Here is a 22,208-nt window from a genome sequence, read left to right as displayed (position 1 = left end):
TTTGTTCCATTTCAAAGATCTCAGCCGACGATTAACTCAAGTACCGGTTTCGGATGATTCCCATGTGATGAAGTTCGTGTCCTGCGATGCCGTACGCGAGGGCGCGTGCCGTAATGCTTAGGTTGTTGGCTGTGCCCTTACGATTCCATGCCTCAGCCGGTAGCCCGCGCAGCAATGTGATCGTTGATTGCCTTACGGCCCGGTAGTCTTCGGCCAATTGCGCGGTTGTCCAGCTTCCGAAAGGAGGTAGGAACAATTCCTGATCGAAACCGGTCAGAGGCGTCTGGTCCCCTCTTGCGAACCGGAGCAGGCGGTAGGTCATGACGCGTTCCGCGTCTGCAATGTGGCCCACGACTTCTTTCAGCGTCCATTTTCCTTCCGCATACCGATATGCAGCCTGGCTTTCGGTCAACGATGCCAGGAGCTCAGTCATTTGCTTTTCCTGGGCGAGCAGAATGTTGATGATGTTACCGTCCGGCACCAAACGGATATATTCACCGGAGTTCCCGGCGTATTCTTCTTCTGACGGTCTTTGATTCATGCGTAGTCACCTCTTTATGTAAATATAGAAAATTATAGCACTCATCTATGTCTAATAAATTCGCGAAATGATAGAACTTCCCTTCTAATAATTGAGGAGAAGCAACTATTTAGTTGGTCGGTCGCCACACTATCCTGATTCGTTAGCACAATAAAAATTATCTGTTATACAATATTTCGAAGTTATTAATATATATAGAGGTAACCCCTTCTTTTTTTAATTTAAAGATGAATTTCCAATTATATTTTGAAATGAATTGGAGTAAAACACACTAGTCTAACTACTTTTTTATACAAGATTTTATGCGAAAAAGAATAGCGAAGATCCCTAGAATCTCCGCTATATCAATGATGTATAAAATCTTGTATAAGTGATAGATAGACATAGAGACAAAAAATTTAGTAAAAACAAGGATTCTATGAAAAACTTGCTACCGATAATCAAGAATTATGTAAATAAGCTGTCCATGTGGACAGCTTATTGTTTTTTTTGCTTAGCGTGCAAAATTCGCGTCTTGTTGGCGGTACCCCATGCCCATCAAGCTAAAATTTTATAGTACCCCCCAGAACGAAATTTTGTACTAACTTGTAACAAAATGCTCATTTTTTATTTTGAGGATGCTTCAAAATATTAGTTTGATAGCAATGTGTCTCTATCCATATAGGTTCGTGAATTACGGTACTATGACCATATCGTACAGCTAGTTGAGTGTTCAAATGTTTTTGGTCAAAGCTTTTCTCCTAATATCATATGAACTCACTTCATCACTCCATAATTTTTAGGTAGTGAACGATTTTAGATTACCTAAAATCACTATGATATCCTAAATAATATTTAAAAAGCTAAGTCCATACATCGCAGCAACTGTAAAAATGACTGTCCATACTGCTAGACTGACCGTCATCCAACTTATGACGTGTGTCCGGTTAGATCCAAATGTTAAAGCTAATACGGCTGCAATATCAGTTCCTACGAGAATTGGAGCTAGAAGAGCCAAACCTGGAATACCATATCGATCCCATATTTTTCTTGATCGGGTTTCTTTTTTAGAAGGTGTTGTTATACCTTTTTTTTGTTTTCTTGCTGCTTGCCATTTTGCATACTGTTTAAAGAAAAAACCGAGTAATAGAACCAAGATAAGATTTCCTGCAAATGCTGTTACTCCTACTGCAAATGGTTGTAATCCCCATGCGATACCAAGTGGTACAACAATTGATACATCCATCCATGGGGCAAATGCTAAAAGAAATAACACTACATATTGCCATAATGCCCCCGCATTTTGAGCCCACTCCACCATATTGTTTCATCCCCTTTGTTAAATACGATTTAAAATAAAAATAGTGGTTAACCAATAGACAATATATTGACCTGCACCTAGTAAACCAATGCACAATAATGGAACAAAATTATGTTGAGAAAAGAGAAAGCAAATCCCTGCCGTTACTGGAAGCGCAATGCTATAGTAAATATACACATTTCGGCAAGCCTTATAGGTTACCCACTGCTGCCCTTCATCTATTTCACGAAATTCGGATGGTATAAAACCAAATAGCCTAATCTTATCATGAGGATTCTTTCGGTTATAAATCCTTGTGAGAATGAGCCATAAAAAAGTAACCGTCACTAAAATCCCGAAACATAACTTAGCTAAAATGACTTGTGTATTCATAAGAGAAAATAGTAAAAATGCAATAATCAACACAAATATACTGGCCCCTATAAGTGGAGATCTTAAAACCTGTTTTATCATAATCGTTCCTCTCCCTTTAAATAAAAAACCTCTTCTACGGTAACTTGAAATACAGCAGCTAATTTTAACGCCATAGTGACAGATGGAGAATAATCACCTTTTTCTATTAATCCAATTGTCTGCCTTGTGACCCCAATTGCATCGGCCAAGTCTTGCTGAGTCCATCTAAATCGTGCTCGTAATTCTCTAACTCTGTTTTCTAGTATCATAATTCCCCTTTCCTCATTTACAATTACTGTAATTGTAAATGATTACTAACAAAATGTAAACAATCATTTGCATTATGTAATGAATAATTGCTAAACACGACATAAATTACCCTTATGTTAAAAAGGGAGTCCACCCCATCGCTATCAAGATACCAAAACAAAATACCTCATAAAATGAAAAAATACGCTATTCTTTCTGTAGAATCATAGGAAAGGATGGCGTTTTTGTATGTCTATTTCTGTATCTGATGAATTACAACTATTTGCTCAAGAAATTCAAAAATTCTTATCTCCAAATATCTTACGAGATCTTGCTAGAGATGTTGGTTTTGTACAAAGAACTAGTAAATACCAAGCAAAAGATTTAGTCGCTTTATGTGTATGGATGAGTCAAAATGTCGCTACAACTTCTTCAACCCAGTTATCTAGCTGTTTAGAAGCATCGACAGAAGTGCTCATCAGTCCTGAGGGAATGAATCAACGATTTAATAAAGCGGCTGTCCAATTTTTACAACACATATTATCTAAACTACTAAACCAAAAATTGGCCTCATCTATACCTATTCCTTCTCCATATATTTCTGTTTTCAAGCGTATTCGTATTTTAGATTCAACTGCATTTCAACTTCCAGATCCCTTTTCATTTGTTTATCCAGGTGCAGGAGGATACAGCCATACAGCGGGGGTGAAGATTCAGCTAGAGTATGATCTATTAAGTGGCCAGTTCCTGCATATCCATACAGGTCCAGGTAAACAACATGATCGAACCTACGGTTCCCTGCGTGTTCCAACTGTGACAGCGAATGATTTATGTATCCGAGATTTAGGGTATTTTCATTTGAAAGATCTTAAACATATACAAGACCAAAAGGCTTACTATATCTCTCGTATCAAGTCGAATACACGTATTTATCAAAAAAATCCCAATCCTGATTATTTTCAAGATGGAAGAATTAAGAAAGGTACAGAGTATATTCAAATAGATATGGAGGGTTTAATGAGCTCTCTTCAACCAGGACAAACATGTGAAATAGCTGACGCTTATGTAGGAATGACTGATAAAGTGCCGACTCGTGTGATTGTTCATCGACTAACAAAAGAACAACAACAAAAACGATTACACGATCAAACTGTAAGAGAAAAAAAGAAAGGAATGAAGTATTCTGCTCGTAGTAAACGACTTAGCGGTATCAATGTATATATGACAAATACCTCTATAGATATTGTCCCGATGGGACAAGTACATGATTGGTATTCTTTACGTTGGCAAATCGAGCTTTTATTTAAAACGTGGAAATCATTCTTTCATATTCATCATTGTAAAAAGATAAAACGAGAACGATTAGAATGCCATTTGTATGGGCAACTGATTGCCATTTTACTTCGTTCTTCTACCATGTTTCAAATGCGACAATTGCTTCTTATGAAAAAGAAACGAGAACTGAGTGAATATAAGGCCATATATATGATTAAAGATTACTTTCTTCTTATTTTCCAAGCTATACAGAAAGACACCCAAGAGCTATCAAAGATTTTAATTCGCCTGTTCAACCTCCTACAGCAAAACGGGAGAAAATCTCATCGATATGAGAAGAAAACAGTCTTTGATATATTAGGTGTCATTTACAATTGTACCATGTTTGATAATCAAGCGGCTTAAATCAAAAAATTGAAACCCATTAGGGTTTATTTCGTATGCAAATCTTTAAATTCCCTACACGTAGCTTTTAAAAAAAAGAAACAACCTCTATTATAATTAACGTTTTATGGTCTTAGCTTGATAGCGATGTGGCGGTACCCCATTGCCATCAACCTAAGCTTTTGTGATACCCCCCATAACGAAATTTTCACCTTTTTACAATTATTTATGAGAATTCAGCTCATTTTTTCGTTTTGGGGAACAATCAATTTCTTAAGTTGATGGGTATGTGATAATGCTTCCATTTGAACAAATTTTCCTTTTCCATACCAATCACACATCTTTTGTAGAGTAATAGTATCAGCATATCCCAGTTTAAGAGGTTACTTACAAAATATTTAAAATTTTTCCGCGAGAATCCTCCGAAATGTAATACGGACTTTAAATATTTTCATTTATAATTCTTTATTTGTCTATACTTTTCATACCGCTGTTGTATAAGCTCTTCTGAGGATAATAGTATCAATTTTTTTAGAGATAATTCGATTACAGATTCAATCATTTTTGCCTGTGATTTTAAATCATTTTGTGCTCCACCTTTAATTTCAGGAATGATTTCATCAATAATTCCTAAATGTTTTAAATCTTTTGCTGAAATTTTCATATGTTCAGCAGCTTCTGGAGCATACTTAGCGTCCTTCCATAGGATAGATGCTGCTCCTTCTGGCGAAATCACCGAGTACCATGAATACTCTAACATATGGATATGGTTACCGACACTAATGCCAAGAGCTCCACCACTTGATGCCTCTCCAATTACAATACAAACAATTGGCACTTTAAGTGTAGTCATTTCAAATAGATTTCGAGCTATCGCTTCAGAAATTCCACGTTCTTCAGACCCTATCCCTGGATAGGCGCCTATTGTATCAATAAATGTAATAATAGGGCGATTAAATTTATCAGCTTGTTTCATAAGTCTTAGCGCTTTTCTATAACCTTCTGGATGTGCCATTCCAAAATTTCTTTCTATACTTTCCTTTGTATTTCTACCTCTTTGATGACCAATAACCGTAACGGGCATTCCTTTAAATTTTGCAATACCACCTATCATTGCTTTATCATCACCATATAATCGATCACCATGAAGTTCGAGAAAGTTTGTAAACAATAAAGGTATATAGTCCAATGTCGTGGGTCGGTTACGTAGCCTTGCAATTTGAACTCGTTGAAAAGGTGTAATATTAGAATAAATTTTATCTTGCATTTTATTTAAACGTTTTTCTAATTCATGAATTTCTGACGATAAATCTACATTATTTTCTTTCATAATTTTCTTTAATTCATCAAATTTCTCTTTTAATTCAATAATAGGACGTTCAAAATGCAAACTCATTTTATCCTCCAAATGTTATGACTTACCTCACTCTAATCAAAAGACTTAGAAATAGAATCAATAAATAATTCAAAACCATCCACAACTATTTTTTGTTCTGATTCTGATAAATTATTGAGAATACTTTGATAAAATGTAATGGATTGCTCTCTTAAGCAATTAACAGTTATGTGACCTTTTTCTGTGAGGTGCAGAAAAAGTTCTCTTCTATTTTTTTCATTTACTTCACGATAAACAAGCCCCTTTTTTACTAACTTATCTACCAATCTACTTACAGTTGAAGTCTCTAATCTAAGTTTATTGGATAGTTGCCAAACAGTTAATTTTTCCACCTCTAGTTCCTCTAACGCCATCATTTGAGAAGTTGGTAAAGGTTTTTCAAATGGTCCATTGGGCAAATTTTGAGATTCAAAAACCCCAGTTATTATAATCATTTTCTTAATATCCGTTCTTAGTTTTAAGGCATCTTCTCTTTTCAAATAGGTCACCCTCCTACAACTAATGTATCATACATCAATTGTATTATACATGAATATGTTTTTTTCACAAGCTTAACGTAAGCCAATATTACAACATGGACGAGATATTTCTTCTTGTTAAAATGGTATAAGTGGATTGTTTTCTACAAATGGCAGAACATCAATTATGTATCAGGGGCCTTTATGGGGTAGCACCACATCGCCATCAAGCTAAAATTTTATAGCACCCCCAGAACGAAATTTTGTACTATCTTGTAATAAAATGCTCATTTTTTCGTTTTGAGGTATTTGCGTTTCTTAGTCTGATAGTGATGGGGTGGGCCCCCACACAGTACGATTTTATTTCAAAAACACAACGATTTTACTACACACTTTTTATTTATCCCAAACTCTCATCTGCTAGTATTACTATTTTTCATTACTAATCTTGCCGTTTCACTCGGATGGCTAAGAGGAAAATGATGGCCATATGGAACAAAATCAACCTTACCAAGATACGATGGAGCAGAATAACCTCTGTCATAATCCCCCAAAATAATGTGAAGATTATACTTTGTTACTTCCTTGAAATCACCTTGATCTTTTTTCAGTAGTAAACTGTTAAGCTGAACCGTAGTATTTAAAATTCTAGGAGAAGTAAAACTGTTACTTACTTTTTCGATATAATGTTCAGGGATGCTCTCCATACTTTCAAACAAACCATTATTTAATAAATAACGCCCTATCAAATTAGGAGTTGCCAATTTTAATGTCCATTTGTTTATAAATTGGGGAACATTTAGCAATTTAGCATTTTTTTTAGCAACAGGTGGCTGAAGTAACGTAATTGAATACTTCTTATCTATGTACTCTTGTACCAATGCTTCCAGAAGAATAAATGCACCGAATGAATGGCCAATTAGATGTGCACCATTCGTAGCTTTCTCCAATAACTTTTTCACTACATTCAAATAGATAGCTAGAAGATTTTTCTCTTGTTTAAAAGGAGAACGTCCCAAACCTGGAAGATCCAAAATCCATACAGGTTGACCAGTTTTTTCATGAAGCTCTTGTGCTAAAGGAAATAAATCCTCTCCATCACTCAATAAACCATGTAATAAAATAAACGGTTTACCCTCTCCTTGTAATTGGTAAAGGGTATTGTTATCGCATAATGTTCGTTTAAATACATGATTATGCTGGCCATATTGATACATCATTCGATAATCCAGATCAGCTACTACGGCAGGGAAAAATTTCATTACACTCGTCTCCTTAAACCAATCTCCTCCCATAATTTTTTTCGCTGAAACATTTGAAAATTTTCGTTTTGTAATAAAATTCAGTCCATCAGAAGGAATTTTTGTTATTTTACTTACTCCACTATTCATAATTGCTTTCATAAGTGGCATTGGGACAGAGATTTTTGGTGCCCTCATATTCATACTTTCTGACATAATACTTAATAACTCAGCAATGTTCTGATCGTGCTGTTTGTCTTCAACAAGTGTATATGTTTGAATAGTCGGTTGCTCTAATCTGAAAACCTGCACAATAAACTTCGCAAGCTCATCGTTTGAAATAAGTGGTAACCTATATCCCTTACCTCCAGGAATCATTGGCATGAGCCCTCTTCGCATACTCATCACAAGCAAACCTAATCCTGCTATCTGCTCTGTACTCCCTGTTTTACTACTACCGACTACAGTTGGCGGATTAATTACAGAAAGCGGATAACCTACTGCTGATGCCTGCTGACGGATATAAAGATCTGCTAAAAATTTTGTTCTCTCATATGGATTTTTTATTTTCAAATAATTATTTCCTTCTTGAAACACATCAATTGCAATCTTGCTATTTTTATCATCAAAGGGACTCATATAACCTACAACATGAATAAATTGTTGCAAGCCCTTCAATTGATGAATACTTTTAGCTAATTCACTAATATGTTTTGCGCCATTTAAAAATACGGAAGCTGCCTCTTTACTTGTCGCTTGAATATCCATGGGGCCTCCTGCGTGAATAATCACATCCGTTTTCAATACCCTCTCCTTATCTTCAGCACTTAGACCTAAATCTTTTTTCGTCAAATCACCTTCAATAAAGTCCATAACTTCCTTTTTTAAGTTTCCTCTTTCTTGAAAAAGGCGTATTGCTTTACTTTTCGACCTTACTAAAAGAAGAATTTTAACATCCTCTTTGGCTAATTCTTTCACTAATTGCTTTCCAATAAAGCCTGTTCCACCAGTTAAAAATACTGTTCTCATATAAAATCCCCCTTTTAGTACTAATCAGTACTAATTTGATTTAAAAAAAATGCTTCTTTTATCGAAGCAATTTTAAAAAATGATCTGCTGTTTTCGTGATTACAGTTGCATCCTTCAATGTTTCTGAAATAAATAACGCTCCTTCAAGATTTGTAATAAAAAGTGATGCAACCTCATCAATATGAATCGTATTTCTAAATTCTCCATTCTCTACCCCTTGTTTAAGTAATAGAGAAACTTTCTTTTGTAATCCTGTAAAAAAAAGACCTATTTTTTCTTTTATTTGCGTGGCCTGTTTAGGACTTTGAATATAAAGAGTAATAAATGGACAGCTCCCCTTATACTCTCTCGACTGAACTCCTTGTGATAATTGCTTTAAAAACAGTTGGATACGATCTTCAACTAAAAATTGGTTCTGAGAAAGTACGTCATCAATTGCAGATTGATACATTTCAATCCAATAATCAACGACCCCTTCTAATAATACTTCCTTATTAGAAAAGTGATAATACACATTAGACTTTGAAACTTTGCTTACACGTACTAATTCATCCATACTTGTATAAGCAAACCCTTTTTCTAAAAATAATGTTGCAGCTACTTCAATCACACGTTTTTGATTCATTAATTTTACCTTTGTCATAACTAGAACTATATAGTACTAATTTAAATATTACAAGTATTTATGTTAATTTAGAAAAAAGTTTGTTTAAAAAAGTTCCACTAACATTGATTTTACTGCAAAAAAAATCTTATTTTGAATAAAGTTGAACTGAACCCCGAAATTGTTAATTCACTATCGTCTAATAGAGGTCACCATACATACCCATCAACTTAAGAAAAAGAAATGCCCCCTTATTCAAGTTGCCTAGCCAAAAAATCACGTTTTAATAGACTTCTTTAGCATGCCTATCTTTCTATAAATTACCAGATATGAAACAAGGATCGTTTCATATCTAGTAATTTACTTGATTAGCTTGATGGGTATGGAGTAGTGCCCCTATAAACAAAACCCTCCAGAAACATCTAAAATCTGCCCTGTTATCCAGCGGCTATCAGCAGAAGCAAGGAATGCTACTGCATCTGCAATATCTTCAACTTGCCCTATTCGTTCGAACACAGATGAATTCGTAGCAAAACTTCGTATTTCCGGATCATCTAGCAATTTTGCATTAATATCTGTCTTCGTATATCCAGGCATAATTGTATTCACTGTTATACCTCTTTCTCCGAGATGTTTAGCTAGAGGAAGTGTCATCGTATTTAATGCACCTTTACTTAAGCCGTATGCAATTGAGCCTGTAAAACCAAGTCGTACTTCAGCTGATGAAATGTTAATAATACGCCCCTCTGCTCGTAGTAACGGCAATGTTTGCTGAATTAAGAAGAACGGTGCCTTAATATTTACAGACATAATTTCATCAAAAACTTCTTCTGTCGTATTTTCAATCGTTCCTTGTGTACCTATCCCTGCATTGTTTACTAAAATATCAATCTCTGATGTACCAACCCTTACTTGTAATTCATTCTTCAATTGTTCTACTAGCTTCTTGACACCATCAATTGAATTGAGTTCTGCTTCAATTAAGAATGCTTTTCCTCCATTAGATTCAATCTCACTAATTGTTTCATCTGCAGCTGCCTTATTTCGTCCGTAGTGAATCACAACTAATGCACCGTCGTTTGCCAATCTCATCGCAATCGCACGACCAATACCGCGACTCGCCCCTGTTACTAACGCTACTTTCCCATCAAGATTCTTCATTTTTTCCATCCTTTCTAAATTTCCGTTTAAAAAATCCAACACTTATATTTTCATGCAAACACCGATAATTTTAAATATAGATTTATAAGTAATTCAGTTCGTTCACTTATGATATTATAGTTATAACTTACGTTTTACTTTAGAAAATAAAATAAGGAGGCTACACAATGCAAAACACAGTAAAACTGGATGAAATCGATCATAAGATTATGAACTTGTTGTATGAAAATGCGAGAATTTCTGTTTCAGAAATAGGACGAATTATATCCATGACGCAACCTGCTGTAAAAGAGCGTATTAATAAACTTGAAGATCAAGGAGTTATAGCGGCTTACCGAACGAAATTTGAGCCTTCCAAAATTAATAAAAACATTCAAGCATTCATCATGTTTAAAACGAGCCAATGCTCTGATTTCATCCAATATTGTAATGCCGCTCCTGAAGTAACTGATTTATATCGAATTAGCGGGGAATTTAATTATATGATGAAGGTCATGAGCGATTCGATGGATTCCCTCGCTGCGTTTTTAGACTCGTTAATGCAATTCGGATTATCATCTCCTTTAATTGTTTTAAAGAGTGAGTTCGAGGAGAAATTGTCATTCTAATAAAGGGATACGTATTATTATCCTCACTAACAGTAAAATTTTCTCTTTCTTGAGAAAAACCAACAAAATCAATGACTAGCAAACAAAAAAGAACATTGATTTTTCAATGTTCTTTTTATATCTCTACTTATTAATTCGATTGCTATTCGAAAAAAGCACCTTAATCCCTTACCCTTGATTCCTCTGCACCTCTCTAAACTCCTCCTTCACCTTCTCTAACAACCCTTCTTCCGTAATTAATCGATACGCCGTATTTGCTAATGCTTTTGCCGATGTAATTAATGCTTTATCTCCAAGTTCTGAACGTGCTGCTTCTCTAAATTCATTCGTATGTGCAATTAAGTCATCTGGTCCGATTTTAATGTACGGATGAATTGTCGGTACGACTTGACTTACGTTTCCTGCGTCGGTTGAACCGATCCCTACTCTTTCTTTACGATTTACCTCTTCACCTAATAGTTCTAATTCTTCCGCTACGATATCGTTATATGTTTTTGTTACGAGTAATTCATCGATTTCATTTTGGAATTGATGAATTTTTACTTTTGCACCTGTTGCTAACGCTGCTCCCTCAGCAATGTTTCTTACTTTTTCTGTTACTTCTGCACATCTTTTTCGCGTTGCTGCGCGGATGAAGAACCTTGCCGCGGCGTAGTCAGGAATAATGTTAGGTGCTTTTCCGCCTTCTGTAATAACGCCATGAATTTTCACGTCTGACGGAAGTTGTTGGCGAAGTGCGTTAATACTGTTATAAAGCTGAATAACCGCATCTAATGCATTAATCCCTTCTTCTGGTGAGGCTGCAGCGTGAGCTGTTTTTCCGTAAAAATGAAAATCAAGTGGATCGACTGCTAATGAAGGACTCGTTGTCGCTGTCTTTGCGCTCGGATGAATCATAAGCGCCGCATCAATGTCTTTAAATAAACCTGCCTTTACATAACTTGATTTCGCGCTACCATTTGGCCCGCCTTCTTCTGCTGGTGTACCAAACACGACAACTTCCCCGCCAATTTCTTCAAGCGTTTCTGATAATGCGATTGCTGCTGCAACGCTAATTGTGCCAATTAAATTGTGACCACACGCATGACCTAGTCCTGGTAAAGCGTCATACTCCGCTAAAAATGCAATGACTGGTCCTTGTTTTCCTGAACTTTTTCGCGCGATAAAACCTGTTTCATGTCCAGCTATATTGTGTTGCAGCTGAAATCCTGCACTACCTAGTAATAAGCTTAACGTTCTGGATGCGTAAAACTCTTGGTTTCCAATCTCCGGATTCGCATGAATATCATGACTTGTTTCTATGTACTTTTCCTTATTTCTTTCGATACTCTCTTCAATTGTTTTTCTTTGTGACGTTACTCCTGTCGCTCCCATTGTTCTTCCTCCTTTTATTTTCACGTAAAAAAGCCTCTTTCTAAAAGATAGAAAGAGGCTTCTGTATATACAATCAAAATGAGCTTCTTTCTTATCTTTCAAGTTACCTTGCTGGAATTGGCACAGTATTCATAACGAATCCGCTGCCGAGGTATCATAGGGCCAGTCCCTCCACCTCTCGTGATAAGAATTTTCATAAAATTATATTAAATTACATTCATTCTAAGTTCATTCCAAATAAAAGTCAAGGAATTCCTATCCGAATTTACCGAATATCTAAAAATCCTTTTAATACACCAATTGTTTCTGGCGCTTGCAGTCTGGCACATACGTACGGAAATTCTGTACTACCTTCAAACATCATTTGAGATGTAAGCGGTGCGCCTGCCCAGAAGATTTCATCATCAATTACGATAAACGGGAATGCTTTATTTTGTCTTTGTAACTTTACATTTTTCAGTGGAACTGGTCCATCACTATAAACTGTTATCTGTGCATTTGTACGCATTAACGCTTGCCATACTCGCTTATCCACTTGTTTTGTACTTGGAAGTGAAATAATAATTTTTCGTTTTGCGGCTAAAATATCTTTTAATAACCCTTTCGGCTCTTCAAGATTCATTTCCATAAACCAGCGTAAACGTTTCGAAATTTTCCGTTCCCACAATTGTCTTGATGTCGTGCGATCATACACATCTCCATGACGTTCTATATGAGCTGTTAATTGTGATAACGCTTGTTTTCTCGAAAGGTTTTTACGCATATAATGGCAATCTGATAATTGAATGAACTTCCCTCTCGCTCTTGTCACTGCTACATTGACGAGGCGATGGTTTTTGTGATCAAAGAATAATACGCCAGGTCGTTCTTGCGGATAACTGTCAACCGTATCAAAGATCATCATATCTCTTTCAGAACCTTGGAACTTATGAACTGTCGCCGCTAAAACTGGTATGTTTTGATATTTCGTTCTCTGCAACATTTCTCTAATACACGTTGATAAAAAGCGTGACTGCGCCCTGTAAGGTGTCACAACACCAATCGACTGAACACCGTCTAATAATCCGATTAACATCATTTGCATCGCTACTAAACCAGACATAATGTTAAAACGTGAACCAGAAGCCGCATCTTTTAACGAAAAAGCTCCCATTTGGCTCGTATCAAATAAAACACTCGCTTCATTTGCGAACGGCTGCAATTGCGCAAGTTCTTTACGCTCTGAAACAGACGGATGATCGTATACTCTATTTTTATAAATAAACGAATTCGTAAACTTCGATATATCCGCATGCATACGTCTTTGTTCCTGCAACATAAATAGGTTCGGATGTGCTTCTGATTTATTAACAGACTCAACAATCCCAGCATGGTAAAACATATCTTCCCCAAGCCATTTGCGAACAAGTTCATGGTTCGCCATCGCAATTGGAGGTAATTGTAAAAAGTCGCCACAAACAACGATACGTTTTCCAAGTGAAGCAGCTAATGCGATTTGCGGAACGAACGCCATACTCACTTCATCTACGACAACTAAATCAAATGTACGCTCATAAATTAGCGCATCAATTGCACATTTTGATAGAGTTGCACCAATTACTTTCGCATTTTCAATATATTCTTTTTCTACTTCTTTAATTTTCGCTTTTTGCTTTCGAAGATCACTTTCAATCTCTTGTATACGCTTCTTATCAGCAGAAGTCGCTTTATATGATAAAATCTTTTCACGAAGATCTTGTCGTGTTTCTTCTAAATAGAGTCTTTCTTCTCCCCAAGATCCGTTCGTCGTTTCAACTAGCTTCGACGTAAGTAATGTTTCATGATTTCGTATATGTTCATGTTGACTATAACCGTAACGAACAATTTCGCCAGGTGTCCATTTCTTTTTCTTCTCAATTTGTTTCGTTACTTCGCTCATTAATACGTCCACTGCCGCATTACTATGAGCTAACACAAGTACCGATTTTCCTTTTTGGTAATGAGCCGAAATAATACGTGATAAATTGTACGACTTCCCTGTTCCAGGCGGTCCCCATACGTACGTTGTCGGATTGTAAAACGAACGATATGCTAGTTCATTTTTCGGATTTTTCATCTTCTCAATATGCTTCGGACTGCTCGTCCCATCAACGAGACGCTTTATACGATTACGTTTTAGCTTATCTTTACGTGCTTCTTTCAATCGCTCTTGCAGTTGCTCTAAAAGTTGCCACGGTTCACTGTATAAAACCGCTTCTCTTATTTCACCTTGTATATAATCATTTAATTTCAATTCTATTTCTAATCCATGTACAGATAATACTTCTCCTGTCGCTTCCTCACCATCGAACTCAATTCGAATTGGTGAACCTTCAGGTAAACTTACTTCCGAAATAAGCTGAAATACATACACTGTATTCTCATAATCTGTATATAAAAAACGACCGTTCATGATAGAAATTTTACTACCACCTATCGTTTTCCAATGTTTAATTTCATATGCTAATGCATAATGCCACTCTTTCATCGTTTCCGATAATGAAGGAGTTTGAGTAGGTATATTCATCGTATAATCTCCTTCCTTCTCCCCAAACATACTTTCTCACTATACCATACAACACGCTTAAATTTGTAAGGTTTTTATCTTGCTTATTTTCTTAATTTTCAATAATATATTGTATATAATTTTCAGAAAGAAGGAATCTACATGCCAGTTAGAAGAATTGAACACGTAGGACTTATGGTTGCAAACTTAGAAACATCTATTACTTTTTATGAAAAAGTAGTTGGCTTACAGCTCATTAAGCGAATGGGACACCCAAACCCAGACTTAAAACTCGCTTTTTTAGGTGTAGAAGAATCGAAGGAAACGATACTTGAATTAATTGAAGGCTACAATTCTTCTCTTCCGGCAGAAGGAAAAGTACATCACATTTGCTTTAAGGTAGATTCATTAGAAGAAGAAATCACAAGACTAAAGAAACACACAGTAACCTTTTTACTAGGAGAAGAAGTCGAAACATTACCAGATGGAACACGTTACATATTCTTCGCTGGTCCTGATGGAGAGTGGATTGAGTTTTTTGAGACGGAGAGATAAAACAAACCTTTATTTTGCGGGATAGAAAAGGAGCCGGAATTACGGTCCTTGTTTTTAACCAGTAACAATGAAACATACCTCCAACCTAAGAATTTGCCAAGATTAAAAATACAATCATTTTGTTAGGAGGAGAGAATGGGAAATACAGTCTTTATTATTGTTTTTTGGATACTGATACTATTTCCAATCCTTTATGTAATCAAGATAAAGGATTGGAATATAAAAACAGCTGCCTTATTTGTTGGAAGGATTCTATTAAGTATTGTCTATTTTATAAATGGAATGGTATTAGGTCTGCAACGAAATTGGGTAGAACCTCCCTATGAAACAGAATGGGATTTCTTTGTAAAGTCTTTACTAAACGGAAAAACTGATGCACTTATACACTTGTTACTTCTAATTATTATCATTACTTTGGATCTATTCATTACATTTTATTATATCAATAAAAAGAAATAGGATATTCTCTCCTATTTCTTTTTTATGAGTAGCGCCATATCGTTATCAAACTAAGGTTTTATGTTGCCCCTAAACAATAATTTTTTACATTTTTACTCTGGAGATGTCAATTTTACTATATTTTGGGTATTTATTTTTACTAGCTTGATGGACATGGGGTTGATTTATTTTCTTAGGCTGATAGGCATGTGGTGCTATCCCATTGCTATTAAGCTAAGAATTTAATTGTAATAAGGTAATACTTAAGATACAAATAAAATATCTTTTCCATGTCGCACTGTTTTATTGAAGTCTATCCCGAGTTGTAGCTAGTTCAATGCGACTGTAAATTCGGAGTTCGGTGCGCCAGCAAATACAACCGTTCCATTCTCTGGTAGTTTCACTTTGTTATTATCACTAACGACGGTAAAATTGACGCATACTCCATTCTCATCATACACCGCGAATGAACTTCCTGATGGCAACTCCACATTCATCGTTTTCCCTGCTGCCTCTTGCGGGACCGTAAACCATTTCGCATGCCCATTTTTTTGCAATGTAACTTTTGATAATCGACCTGTATCAAGGGGTTTTACGTTAGATTCACTGACGTATAAAAAGCTGGACATCTCCATATATTCAGTACCATCCTCTGTATAGAAATGGGCTTCCTTTGTATCCCGCCCATTCATCACAGGAATTTGAATTTGATGCGTCGCCGTATTCGGACCTGTAATTTTTTTGCCGTCCCAATATCCATCCTTGATCGTAATTTGTGTGTTAAGAGGCATTAGTTGTCCTAGATAGTTCATAGAATTAAATTTTTCGTTAACGAGATAGAACTTGCCACCCTCGCGCTTCGCCCATGCAGCAGCTGTTTTCTTCGGTAACACATTGTTTTCTAATTTCTGGGCTAAATAGTGAGTCAGCACATTTTGCCCCAATCCCGGTGATAATTCATATGTGCTCTCTCTCAAATAAACTTTTCCATTCTTCTCTGTGACGAAGTTAAGCTTGGAAGTACCCTTCTCATTTATAAAGCTTCCATCCGCCGTATATACATATTTTTCTTCCGGTTTAGTTGGTAAAACCAGTTCTCCCTTCTTCGTAATTTCTATTTTGAAATGGCTATAGCTATTTCCATAAAATCCTGCTTTTTTTACCACGTCTTGAGGCACTTTAGCCTTGACGGGCTTTCCGAAGGATTTATCTGGCTTTATATCCTTAATTGTCCCTTTCTCTTTAAGCCTAGCTAGCAGTAATTTATTTGCCAACAGTTGATTTGTCATGCTGCTGCCGCCGGAGGACAATACAGCTGCTGCCATCTTCTGTTCTGGAAGCACGACCAATGTAGCATGTTGCAGTATCGTATCCCCACCCTTAGTCAACGCTTTTATCCCATATTCACTGAATGGGTATAGTTTCACACTATCCCAGCCAAGTCCATAGTTGAACACATTTCCGCTATCTCCCGGCCACATTCCTTTTTTATATTCTTCTTGTTCCATCGCCTTGACTGCTTTATTAGAGAGAATTTCTTTTCCCTGTCCCATAAATATTTGTGAGAATCGCACCACATCTTCTGCAGTAGAAGAGATTCCTCCCGTACCAATTAGATTCACCATTTCACTTGGTAGCTGTCCCTGGTATGTCGGAGAATACAGTCCAGCCCGCTTTTCGTCTTCCCATTTGTCTTGCGATGTTATCGTATGATTCAGTTTTAATGGCTCTGTAAACTTTTGATGTAGAAATTCAGTAAAACTCATACCGCTGACTCTTTCTACCAAGATCTCAGCCAGTGTAAAACCGTCATTACAGTATACTGAGAACGCACCAGGGTCTGCCTTCAAGTTTTGGTTGGACAATTGTTGCAATAATATATCATGGGCGTAAGCATCATTATCTTTAAATAAAAATGCATTATTGAACGTCGAACCTTGCAAACCCGAGGAGTGATTCAACAGCATACGCGGTGTAATACGCTTATATCGTTTATCTTTCATTTTAAAATCAGGAATATAGCGGGCAACAGGAGCATCCAAATCAACTTTTCCTTCGTCTACCAGTTTCATAACAGCCGCAGCTGTATATACTTTACTGGTTGAACCAATTCCGTATAGAGTATCTTTGGTTAGTGGCTCTTTCCCTTCTATGTCGTTCTTACCTGTCTGCCCCGACAAAATAAGTTTACCATTATCAATCAGCGCATACTGTACACTAGTCGTCTCATAGGACTTCGTGAGCAGTGCAGCGTTCTCTGCAGCAATCTTCTCCAAATCTTTGCTAGCAACTTCTTGGCTAGATACAACCGGAGTCTTACTGCTAGAAGACGCTATCGCTCCTGTTGGTAGACTCATCGTTAGAGCTAAGGTAGCGGCTAACACTCCAGATAATTTATTTTCCATAAGAAAAATTCCTCCTTAGATAAATGATCGATTTCATCTTTTATTTGTTCAATTACAAACATCACATAAACTACTATTCTGGCTTTATCCCTACTGTCTATATTCAACAAGTAAAATACTTTTAAAAAGACCAGTATTCTCGGCTCTACCCATACTGTTCAAATTGCCGTCAACATATGCCCCTCCAGCAAAAGTATCAAATCCTAGAATAACATCTGTATGTTCCCATATCGGGACACCGTTAGGAAATATAATTTCATAGATTCCTAGACCATATCCATTGATTCTTCCCTTTCCTGTAGGAACTGTAGTGAGTATTCTGTTCTTTCAGTAATTGCCACCAATAGAATGCTCTTATTACTAGTTTGTTTTTCGTATAAATGTATCCTATTTACCCTCCCTCTTTTACGCTTCTCTATATTTGTATCCTACACAATAAAAATTTCTTTTTTCTTATCCATTTCTTACAATTTCCTTACGTTCAAATCACTTCTATAATTAGATAGGTTTTATTTTAAAATCTCCAGGATAATAAGTGCATATATAATCCCACGATTTTATAGAAGATGGATTAATAACCTTTCATGCACATCTCTAATATTCCCTTAGATTCCACCCTCAACCTTTACCACAGTTCCAACTGGCATCAACACTTCTTCACATTCTTATAAGTGGAAGTCATTATTTCATATTCATCATTGTAAAAAGATAAAACGAGAACTGAAACACCCCCTAATATAATTGACGTTGTATGAGCTTTGATTGATAGCGACGGGGTACCGCCAGTATTTCGGAAAAAACCACACTAAGGGTATACAAGGTTTTATACAGTTTTTCAGTTAATCCAATAAGAGACAAGAACCCTAAAACCGCACCAGGATAGGAAAGTATAAAAAATGCATAGATCCATAGAACAAAAAAAAGACGATTCCCTTGTAAAATTAGGGAACCGTCTTTTTCTTCGCTATCGATAACAAAAATCAAGTACGTAATATTTTATTTGTCGATATTTTTTCAATCTTCATTATCGATTTCTATTGTACCCGTTCTAGCACTAACCTTTAAAATATTTAACAAATTATCAGGTGTCTTGATTTCTACTTCATATTCAAATTTTGATTGTGCTAAGTTATCATCTTCTAATTCGAATTCTTTTTTCACATTAATAATTTCTCCATTTGTATGAGCTAAAGAAATTTCACGAACTTGTTTCTCTGTGTAGTTTTCATTCTTTTTTGCATAATTGTAACCCATACCATAATATCCACCAACAATAGCAATACCACTTACTAAAATAGCAATTACACTTATAATTATTTTCTTTTTATGCTTTAACATTTTCATCCACTCCTTAATGATTACTCCTCTATTCCAAATCTTGCTTCAAGCGCATTTTCTGCTTGCTCTAATTGATCTTCCAGTATATCGTGTTCTTTTTCTTGCGTTTGATATTGTTCAACAGTTATCGTTCCAGCGTGATAATCTGCTTCTAGCTGATTATCAGATAGATCTATCTTGTCATCCAATTGGTCAATTTCTTTTTTTGTTGCCAAGTACATATTTAAGTTATCTTCTTTTGCTCCAACTGGTTTCGTGTTATTTGCCTTTTCTACAATAGATGTGACTTCGTTTTTGAAATCTTGTGTTTGCTTCGTATCATTCGTAGCAGGCTCTGTTTTGTTTGGTTCTTGTTGTAGTTGAGCAACTTCTTTTTGTAATTTATCATTTTCCACTTTCAGTTGTTGCACTTCTGTATTGTTAACAGCTTGAGTAGAACAAGCTGTTAACAATACACAAGATATCGCTCCAATCAGCATCCATTTTCGCATTCTGTTTTCCTCCCTTTACATGTGCACCTTATCCTTGCCTTTATATTACTGAACAAACATTAAAGGAAGATTAATGTATAAAAAAATAAAGTGAAGACTTTTACGGGTAGCCCGACTTCCCCTAACTCCCTCGCATTCGCCGAATTTTGAAGGAGGAGTCTTACTGCCCGTTAATGCTGGATAAAATGATATAATTAAATCGTTTCTAATCTTGCTTTAATGTTTTGGAATTATAGTGATACATATTAATAAGAAGAAAAGGAGAATGTTAATGCGAGTTCTTATTGTCGAAGATGAACAAGACTTACAAAATATATTGGTAAAACGATTAAATGCAGAACATTATAGTGTCGATGCATGTGGGAATGGAGAAGATGCCTTGGATTATATAAACATGGCTACCTACGATTTGATTGTGCTTGACATTATGATTCCAGGAATAGATGGTTTACAAGTATTACAAAGATTACGCGCGGACAATAATACAACTCCTGTCTTGCTTCTTACAGCTAAAGATACAATTGATGATCGTGTAACAGGACTCGACTTAGGTGCGGATGATTATTTAGTAAAGCCGTTTGCTTTTGACGAACTGTTAGCAAGAATTCGAGTGTTAATGCGAAGAAAAACAGGAAATACATCTAATGTGTTTGAAATCGCTGACCTAGTGGTAGATTGCAATATGCATAAAGTAACACGAGGAGACCAAGTTATCACTCTTTCCAGTAAGGAATTTGCTATTTTAGAATATATGATTCGTAATAAAGAAGTTGTGCTGACACGAGATAAAATTGAGCAACATGTGTGGAATTACGACTATGAAGGTGGCTCGAATATTATTGATGTTTACGTCCGCTATCTTCGCAAAAAAATTGATAGCCAGTTTGAAACGAAGTTAATTCATACAGTACGAGGAACTGGTTACGTATTGCGAGTAGAATCATGAAAAGACTATCAATAAAAATGAGAGTAACCCTGTGGTATACGGGGCTAATTGTAATTATTATGGCACTCGTGTTAGCTTTTATTTTAACTTCTTCAGATAAAGTTTTGCTTTTTAATATGAAAGATCAATTAAAGAGCACAGTAAAAGAAAGCATGGAAGATATCAAATATAAGCATGGGCAGTTAAAGATTGACGATGATTTTGAAACCTTAGAAGATGGCGTAAATATTAGTATTTATAGTAAACAAGGTGAGCTGTTAGTAGGACATAGTCCAACAAGCTTTAATAAAAAGATATCGCTTAAATCCGATGAAATACAAACCATTAAAGACGGCAATAAAGAATGGATAGTATATGATTTTCTCCATAATGCAGGCGGCGATGAGCAAGTCTGGGTTCGTGGAATAATGACTATGAACCAATTATCCTCAACGATGAATACGCTTATCGTGGTAACAATCATCTCATTCCCATTACTTATTCTTATTGCGGCATTCGGAGGATATTTTATCACGCAAAGGGCGTTTCGACCTGTGCAACAAATGAGTGATTCAGCTAGTAAAATTGGTGATGGTAAAGACCTTTCGAAGAGAATTAATTTACAAGGTTCACCGAAAGACGAAATGTATCATTTAGCACAAACCTTTGACAAAATGTTTGAGCGATTGGAGACATCATTTGAAAGTGAAAAACAATTTACATCTGACGTATCTCATGAATTAAGAACACCAACATCTGTTATTATTTCACAATGCGAATACGCTTTATCGCAGAAGAATAATCCGAAAGAAATGGAAGAATCGTTAGAAGTAATTTTAAAGCAATCACGTAAAATATCCACTCTAATCTCACAACTTTTATTATTAGCAAGAGCTGACCAAGGAAACCATAATACTTTCCAATTTGAATGTATCAATATGAGTGAATTAACGGAAATCGTCGTAGAAGAGCTCTCATTAATGGTACAAGAGGCTTCGATTGATATAACAATTAATATAGAGAAAGACCTATTTATTAAAGCCGATCAAACATTGATGATGCGTTTATTAATGAATTTACTAACGAATGCGATTGCTTATAGCAAAGCGAGTGGAACTGTGAATATGCAACTATTCCGTGATGAAACCAACATAATAGGTAAAGTCTCTGATAATGGTATAGGCATCAGCGAGCAACATATTACTAAAATATGGGACCGCTTCTATCGAGTTGACGCAGCACGAACATCTTCAAACATCGGAAACACAGGTTTAGGATTGTCTATGGTAAAATGGATTGTCGAACTACACGGAGGAGAAATTACAGTTGAAAGTGAATTAGGAGAAGGCAGTACTTTTACATTTAAACTACCAATTGAAAAACAAGCATAATTTATGCGCATCTGTCGCTTCAAAATAAAAATTGATATTTAAAGGCTCTCTACAATCCTTATGTAAAAATAACTGACGCATTTTAAACATCATCGATTTTATCATTTTGGACAACCTATTCTGTTAAA

20 protein-coding genes and 1 riboswitch are annotated in these 22,208 nt (G+C 35.9%); of the genes, 6 read left to right on the top strand and 14 right to left on the bottom strand.

The window, feature by feature from the left end:
• Nucleotides 1–31 precede the first annotated feature (31 nt).
• From ASE54_RS11300 to ASE54_RS11285, 4 genes are all read right to left on the bottom strand, one after another.
• On the bottom strand, nucleotides 32–541 hold the full coding sequence (locus ASE54_RS11300) for a DinB family protein (protein WP_001076303.1): 510 nt from the start codon (nucleotides 539–541) through the stop codon (nucleotides 32–34).
• A gap of 823 nt (nucleotides 542–1,364) precedes the next feature.
• Nucleotides 1,365–1,841 carry a small multi-drug export protein gene (locus ASE54_RS11295; protein ID WP_000230643.1) on the bottom strand — a complete coding sequence of 159 codons (477 nt, stop codon included), beginning with the start codon at nucleotides 1,839–1,841 and terminating at the stop codon, nucleotides 1,365–1,367.
• Nucleotides 1,842–1,859: 18 nt separating this feature from the next.
• Entirely contained in the window at nucleotides 1,860–2,294 is a 435-nt protein-coding gene (locus ASE54_RS11290; RefSeq protein WP_000595642.1) for a hypothetical protein, read from the bottom strand.
• Nucleotides 2,291–2,503 carry a helix-turn-helix transcriptional regulator gene (locus tag ASE54_RS11285; protein ID WP_000599740.1) on the bottom strand — a complete coding sequence of 71 codons (213 nt, stop codon included), beginning with the start codon at nucleotides 2,501–2,503 and terminating at the stop codon, nucleotides 2,291–2,293. Before ASE54_RS11285 ends, ASE54_RS11290 begins: the two co-directional genes overlap by 4 nt.
• A 229-nt stretch (nucleotides 2,504–2,732) precedes the next feature.
• Here ASE54_RS11285 and ASE54_RS11280 point away from each other — a divergent pair, with 229 nt between their 5' ends.
• Nucleotides 2,733–4,163 carry an IS4 family transposase gene (locus ASE54_RS11280; RefSeq protein WP_014895295.1) on the top strand — a complete coding sequence of 477 codons (1,431 nt, stop codon included), beginning with the start codon at nucleotides 2,733–2,735 and terminating at the stop codon, nucleotides 4,161–4,163.
• A 430-nt stretch (nucleotides 4,164–4,593) separates the two neighbouring features.
• Here ASE54_RS11280 and ASE54_RS11275 read toward each other — a convergent pair whose 3' ends face one another.
• From ASE54_RS11275 to ASE54_RS11255, 5 genes are all read right to left on the bottom strand, one after another.
• Nucleotides 4,594–5,538, bottom strand: coding sequence for an acetyl-CoA carboxylase carboxyltransferase subunit alpha (locus tag ASE54_RS11275; RefSeq protein WP_000052089.1), 945 nt, complete (start codon nucleotides 5,536–5,538; stop codon nucleotides 4,594–4,596).
• Nucleotides 5,539–5,570: 32 nt separating this feature from the next.
• Complete coding sequence (locus ASE54_RS11270) at nucleotides 5,571–6,017, bottom strand: MarR family transcriptional regulator (protein WP_002094076.1); 447 nt, start codon at nucleotides 6,015–6,017, stop codon at nucleotides 5,571–5,573.
• A gap of 392 nt (nucleotides 6,018–6,409) precedes the next feature.
• A complete protein-coding gene (locus tag ASE54_RS11265; protein ID WP_001261152.1) occupies nucleotides 6,410–8,266 on the bottom strand; it encodes an alpha/beta fold hydrolase in 1,857 nt (618 codons plus the stop codon).
• Nucleotides 8,267–8,324: 58 nt separating this feature from the next.
• Complete coding sequence (locus tag ASE54_RS11260; protein ID WP_001072318.1) at nucleotides 8,325–8,891, bottom strand: TetR/AcrR family transcriptional regulator; 567 nt, start codon at nucleotides 8,889–8,891, stop codon at nucleotides 8,325–8,327.
• A gap of 375 nt (nucleotides 8,892–9,266) precedes the next feature.
• Entirely contained in the window at nucleotides 9,267–10,031 is a 765-nt protein-coding gene (locus ASE54_RS11255; protein ID WP_000792677.1) for an SDR family oxidoreductase, read from the bottom strand.
• Between the two features lie 167 nt (nucleotides 10,032–10,198).
• Here ASE54_RS11255 and ASE54_RS11250 point away from each other — a divergent pair, with 167 nt between their 5' ends.
• Nucleotides 10,199–10,639, top strand: a complete 441-nt coding sequence (locus ASE54_RS11250) for an Lrp/AsnC family transcriptional regulator (RefSeq protein ID WP_001181721.1) — start codon at nucleotides 10,199–10,201, stop codon at nucleotides 10,637–10,639.
• A gap of 168 nt (nucleotides 10,640–10,807) precedes the next feature.
• On the opposite strand, the gene ASE54_RS11245 is transcribed toward ASE54_RS11250, so the two are convergent.
• Together ASE54_RS11245 and ASE54_RS11240 are read right to left on the bottom strand one after the other, a co-directional pair.
• Nucleotides 10,808–12,013 (bottom strand): M20 family metallopeptidase, encoded by a 1,206-nt coding sequence (locus ASE54_RS11245; protein WP_000501376.1) that lies wholly within the window; start codon nucleotides 12,011–12,013, stop codon nucleotides 10,808–10,810.
• A gap of 88 nt (nucleotides 12,014–12,101) precedes the next feature.
• A riboswitch (SAM riboswitch) is annotated at nucleotides 12,102–12,203 on the bottom strand.
• Nucleotides 12,204–12,278: 75 nt separating this feature from the next.
• A complete protein-coding gene (locus tag ASE54_RS11240) occupies nucleotides 12,279–14,588 on the bottom strand; it encodes an AAA domain-containing protein (protein WP_002162750.1) in 2,310 nt (769 codons plus the stop codon).
• A gap of 111 nt (nucleotides 14,589–14,699) precedes the next feature.
• Here ASE54_RS11240 and ASE54_RS11235 point away from each other — a divergent pair, with 111 nt between their 5' ends.
• Both ASE54_RS11235 and ASE54_RS11230 read left to right on the top strand, forming a co-directional pair.
• On the top strand, nucleotides 14,700–15,092 hold the full coding sequence (locus tag ASE54_RS11235) for a VOC family protein (protein ID WP_001145295.1): 393 nt from the start codon (nucleotides 14,700–14,702) through the stop codon (nucleotides 15,090–15,092).
• 135 nt (nucleotides 15,093–15,227) lie between these two features.
• Complete coding sequence (locus ASE54_RS11230; protein WP_000528636.1) at nucleotides 15,228–15,551, top strand: hypothetical protein; 324 nt, start codon at nucleotides 15,228–15,230, stop codon at nucleotides 15,549–15,551.
• Between the two features lie 308 nt (nucleotides 15,552–15,859).
• On the opposite strand, the gene ASE54_RS11225 is transcribed toward ASE54_RS11230, so the two are convergent.
• From ASE54_RS11225 to ASE54_RS11215, 3 genes are all read right to left on the bottom strand, one after another.
• On the bottom strand, nucleotides 15,860–17,935 hold the full coding sequence (locus tag ASE54_RS11225; protein WP_000428443.1) for a serine hydrolase domain-containing protein: 2,076 nt from the start codon (nucleotides 17,933–17,935) through the stop codon (nucleotides 15,860–15,862).
• A 1,014-nt stretch (nucleotides 17,936–18,949) separates the two neighbouring features.
• On the bottom strand, nucleotides 18,950–19,273 hold the full coding sequence (locus ASE54_RS11220) for a PepSY domain-containing protein (RefSeq protein WP_000912129.1): 324 nt from the start codon (nucleotides 19,271–19,273) through the stop codon (nucleotides 18,950–18,952).
• Nucleotides 19,274–19,293: 20 nt separating this feature from the next.
• Complete coding sequence (locus ASE54_RS11215) at nucleotides 19,294–19,764, bottom strand: hypothetical protein (protein WP_001233663.1); 471 nt, start codon at nucleotides 19,762–19,764, stop codon at nucleotides 19,294–19,296.
• Between the two features lie 271 nt (nucleotides 19,765–20,035).
• Here ASE54_RS11215 and ASE54_RS11210 point away from each other — a divergent pair, with 271 nt between their 5' ends.
• Together ASE54_RS11210 and ASE54_RS11205 are read left to right on the top strand one after the other, a co-directional pair.
• Entirely contained in the window at nucleotides 20,036–20,710 is a 675-nt protein-coding gene (locus ASE54_RS11210) for a response regulator transcription factor (protein WP_001264526.1), read from the top strand.
• Complete coding sequence (locus tag ASE54_RS11205; RefSeq protein WP_000826691.1) at nucleotides 20,707–22,080, top strand: HAMP domain-containing sensor histidine kinase; 1,374 nt, start codon at nucleotides 20,707–20,709, stop codon at nucleotides 22,078–22,080. Before ASE54_RS11210 ends, ASE54_RS11205 begins: the two co-directional genes overlap by 4 nt.
• Nucleotides 22,081–22,208: the final 128 nt, after the last annotated feature.

It is taken from the genome of Bacillus sp. Root131 (assembly GCF_001429475.1).
In the GTDB taxonomy this organism is placed as follows: domain Bacteria; phylum Bacillota; class Bacilli; order Bacillales; family Bacillaceae_G; genus Bacillus_A; species Bacillus_A thuringiensis_S.
The sequence above is the reverse complement of the archived record's forward strand: the minus strand, read 5'-3'. Positions and strand labels throughout refer to the sequence as shown.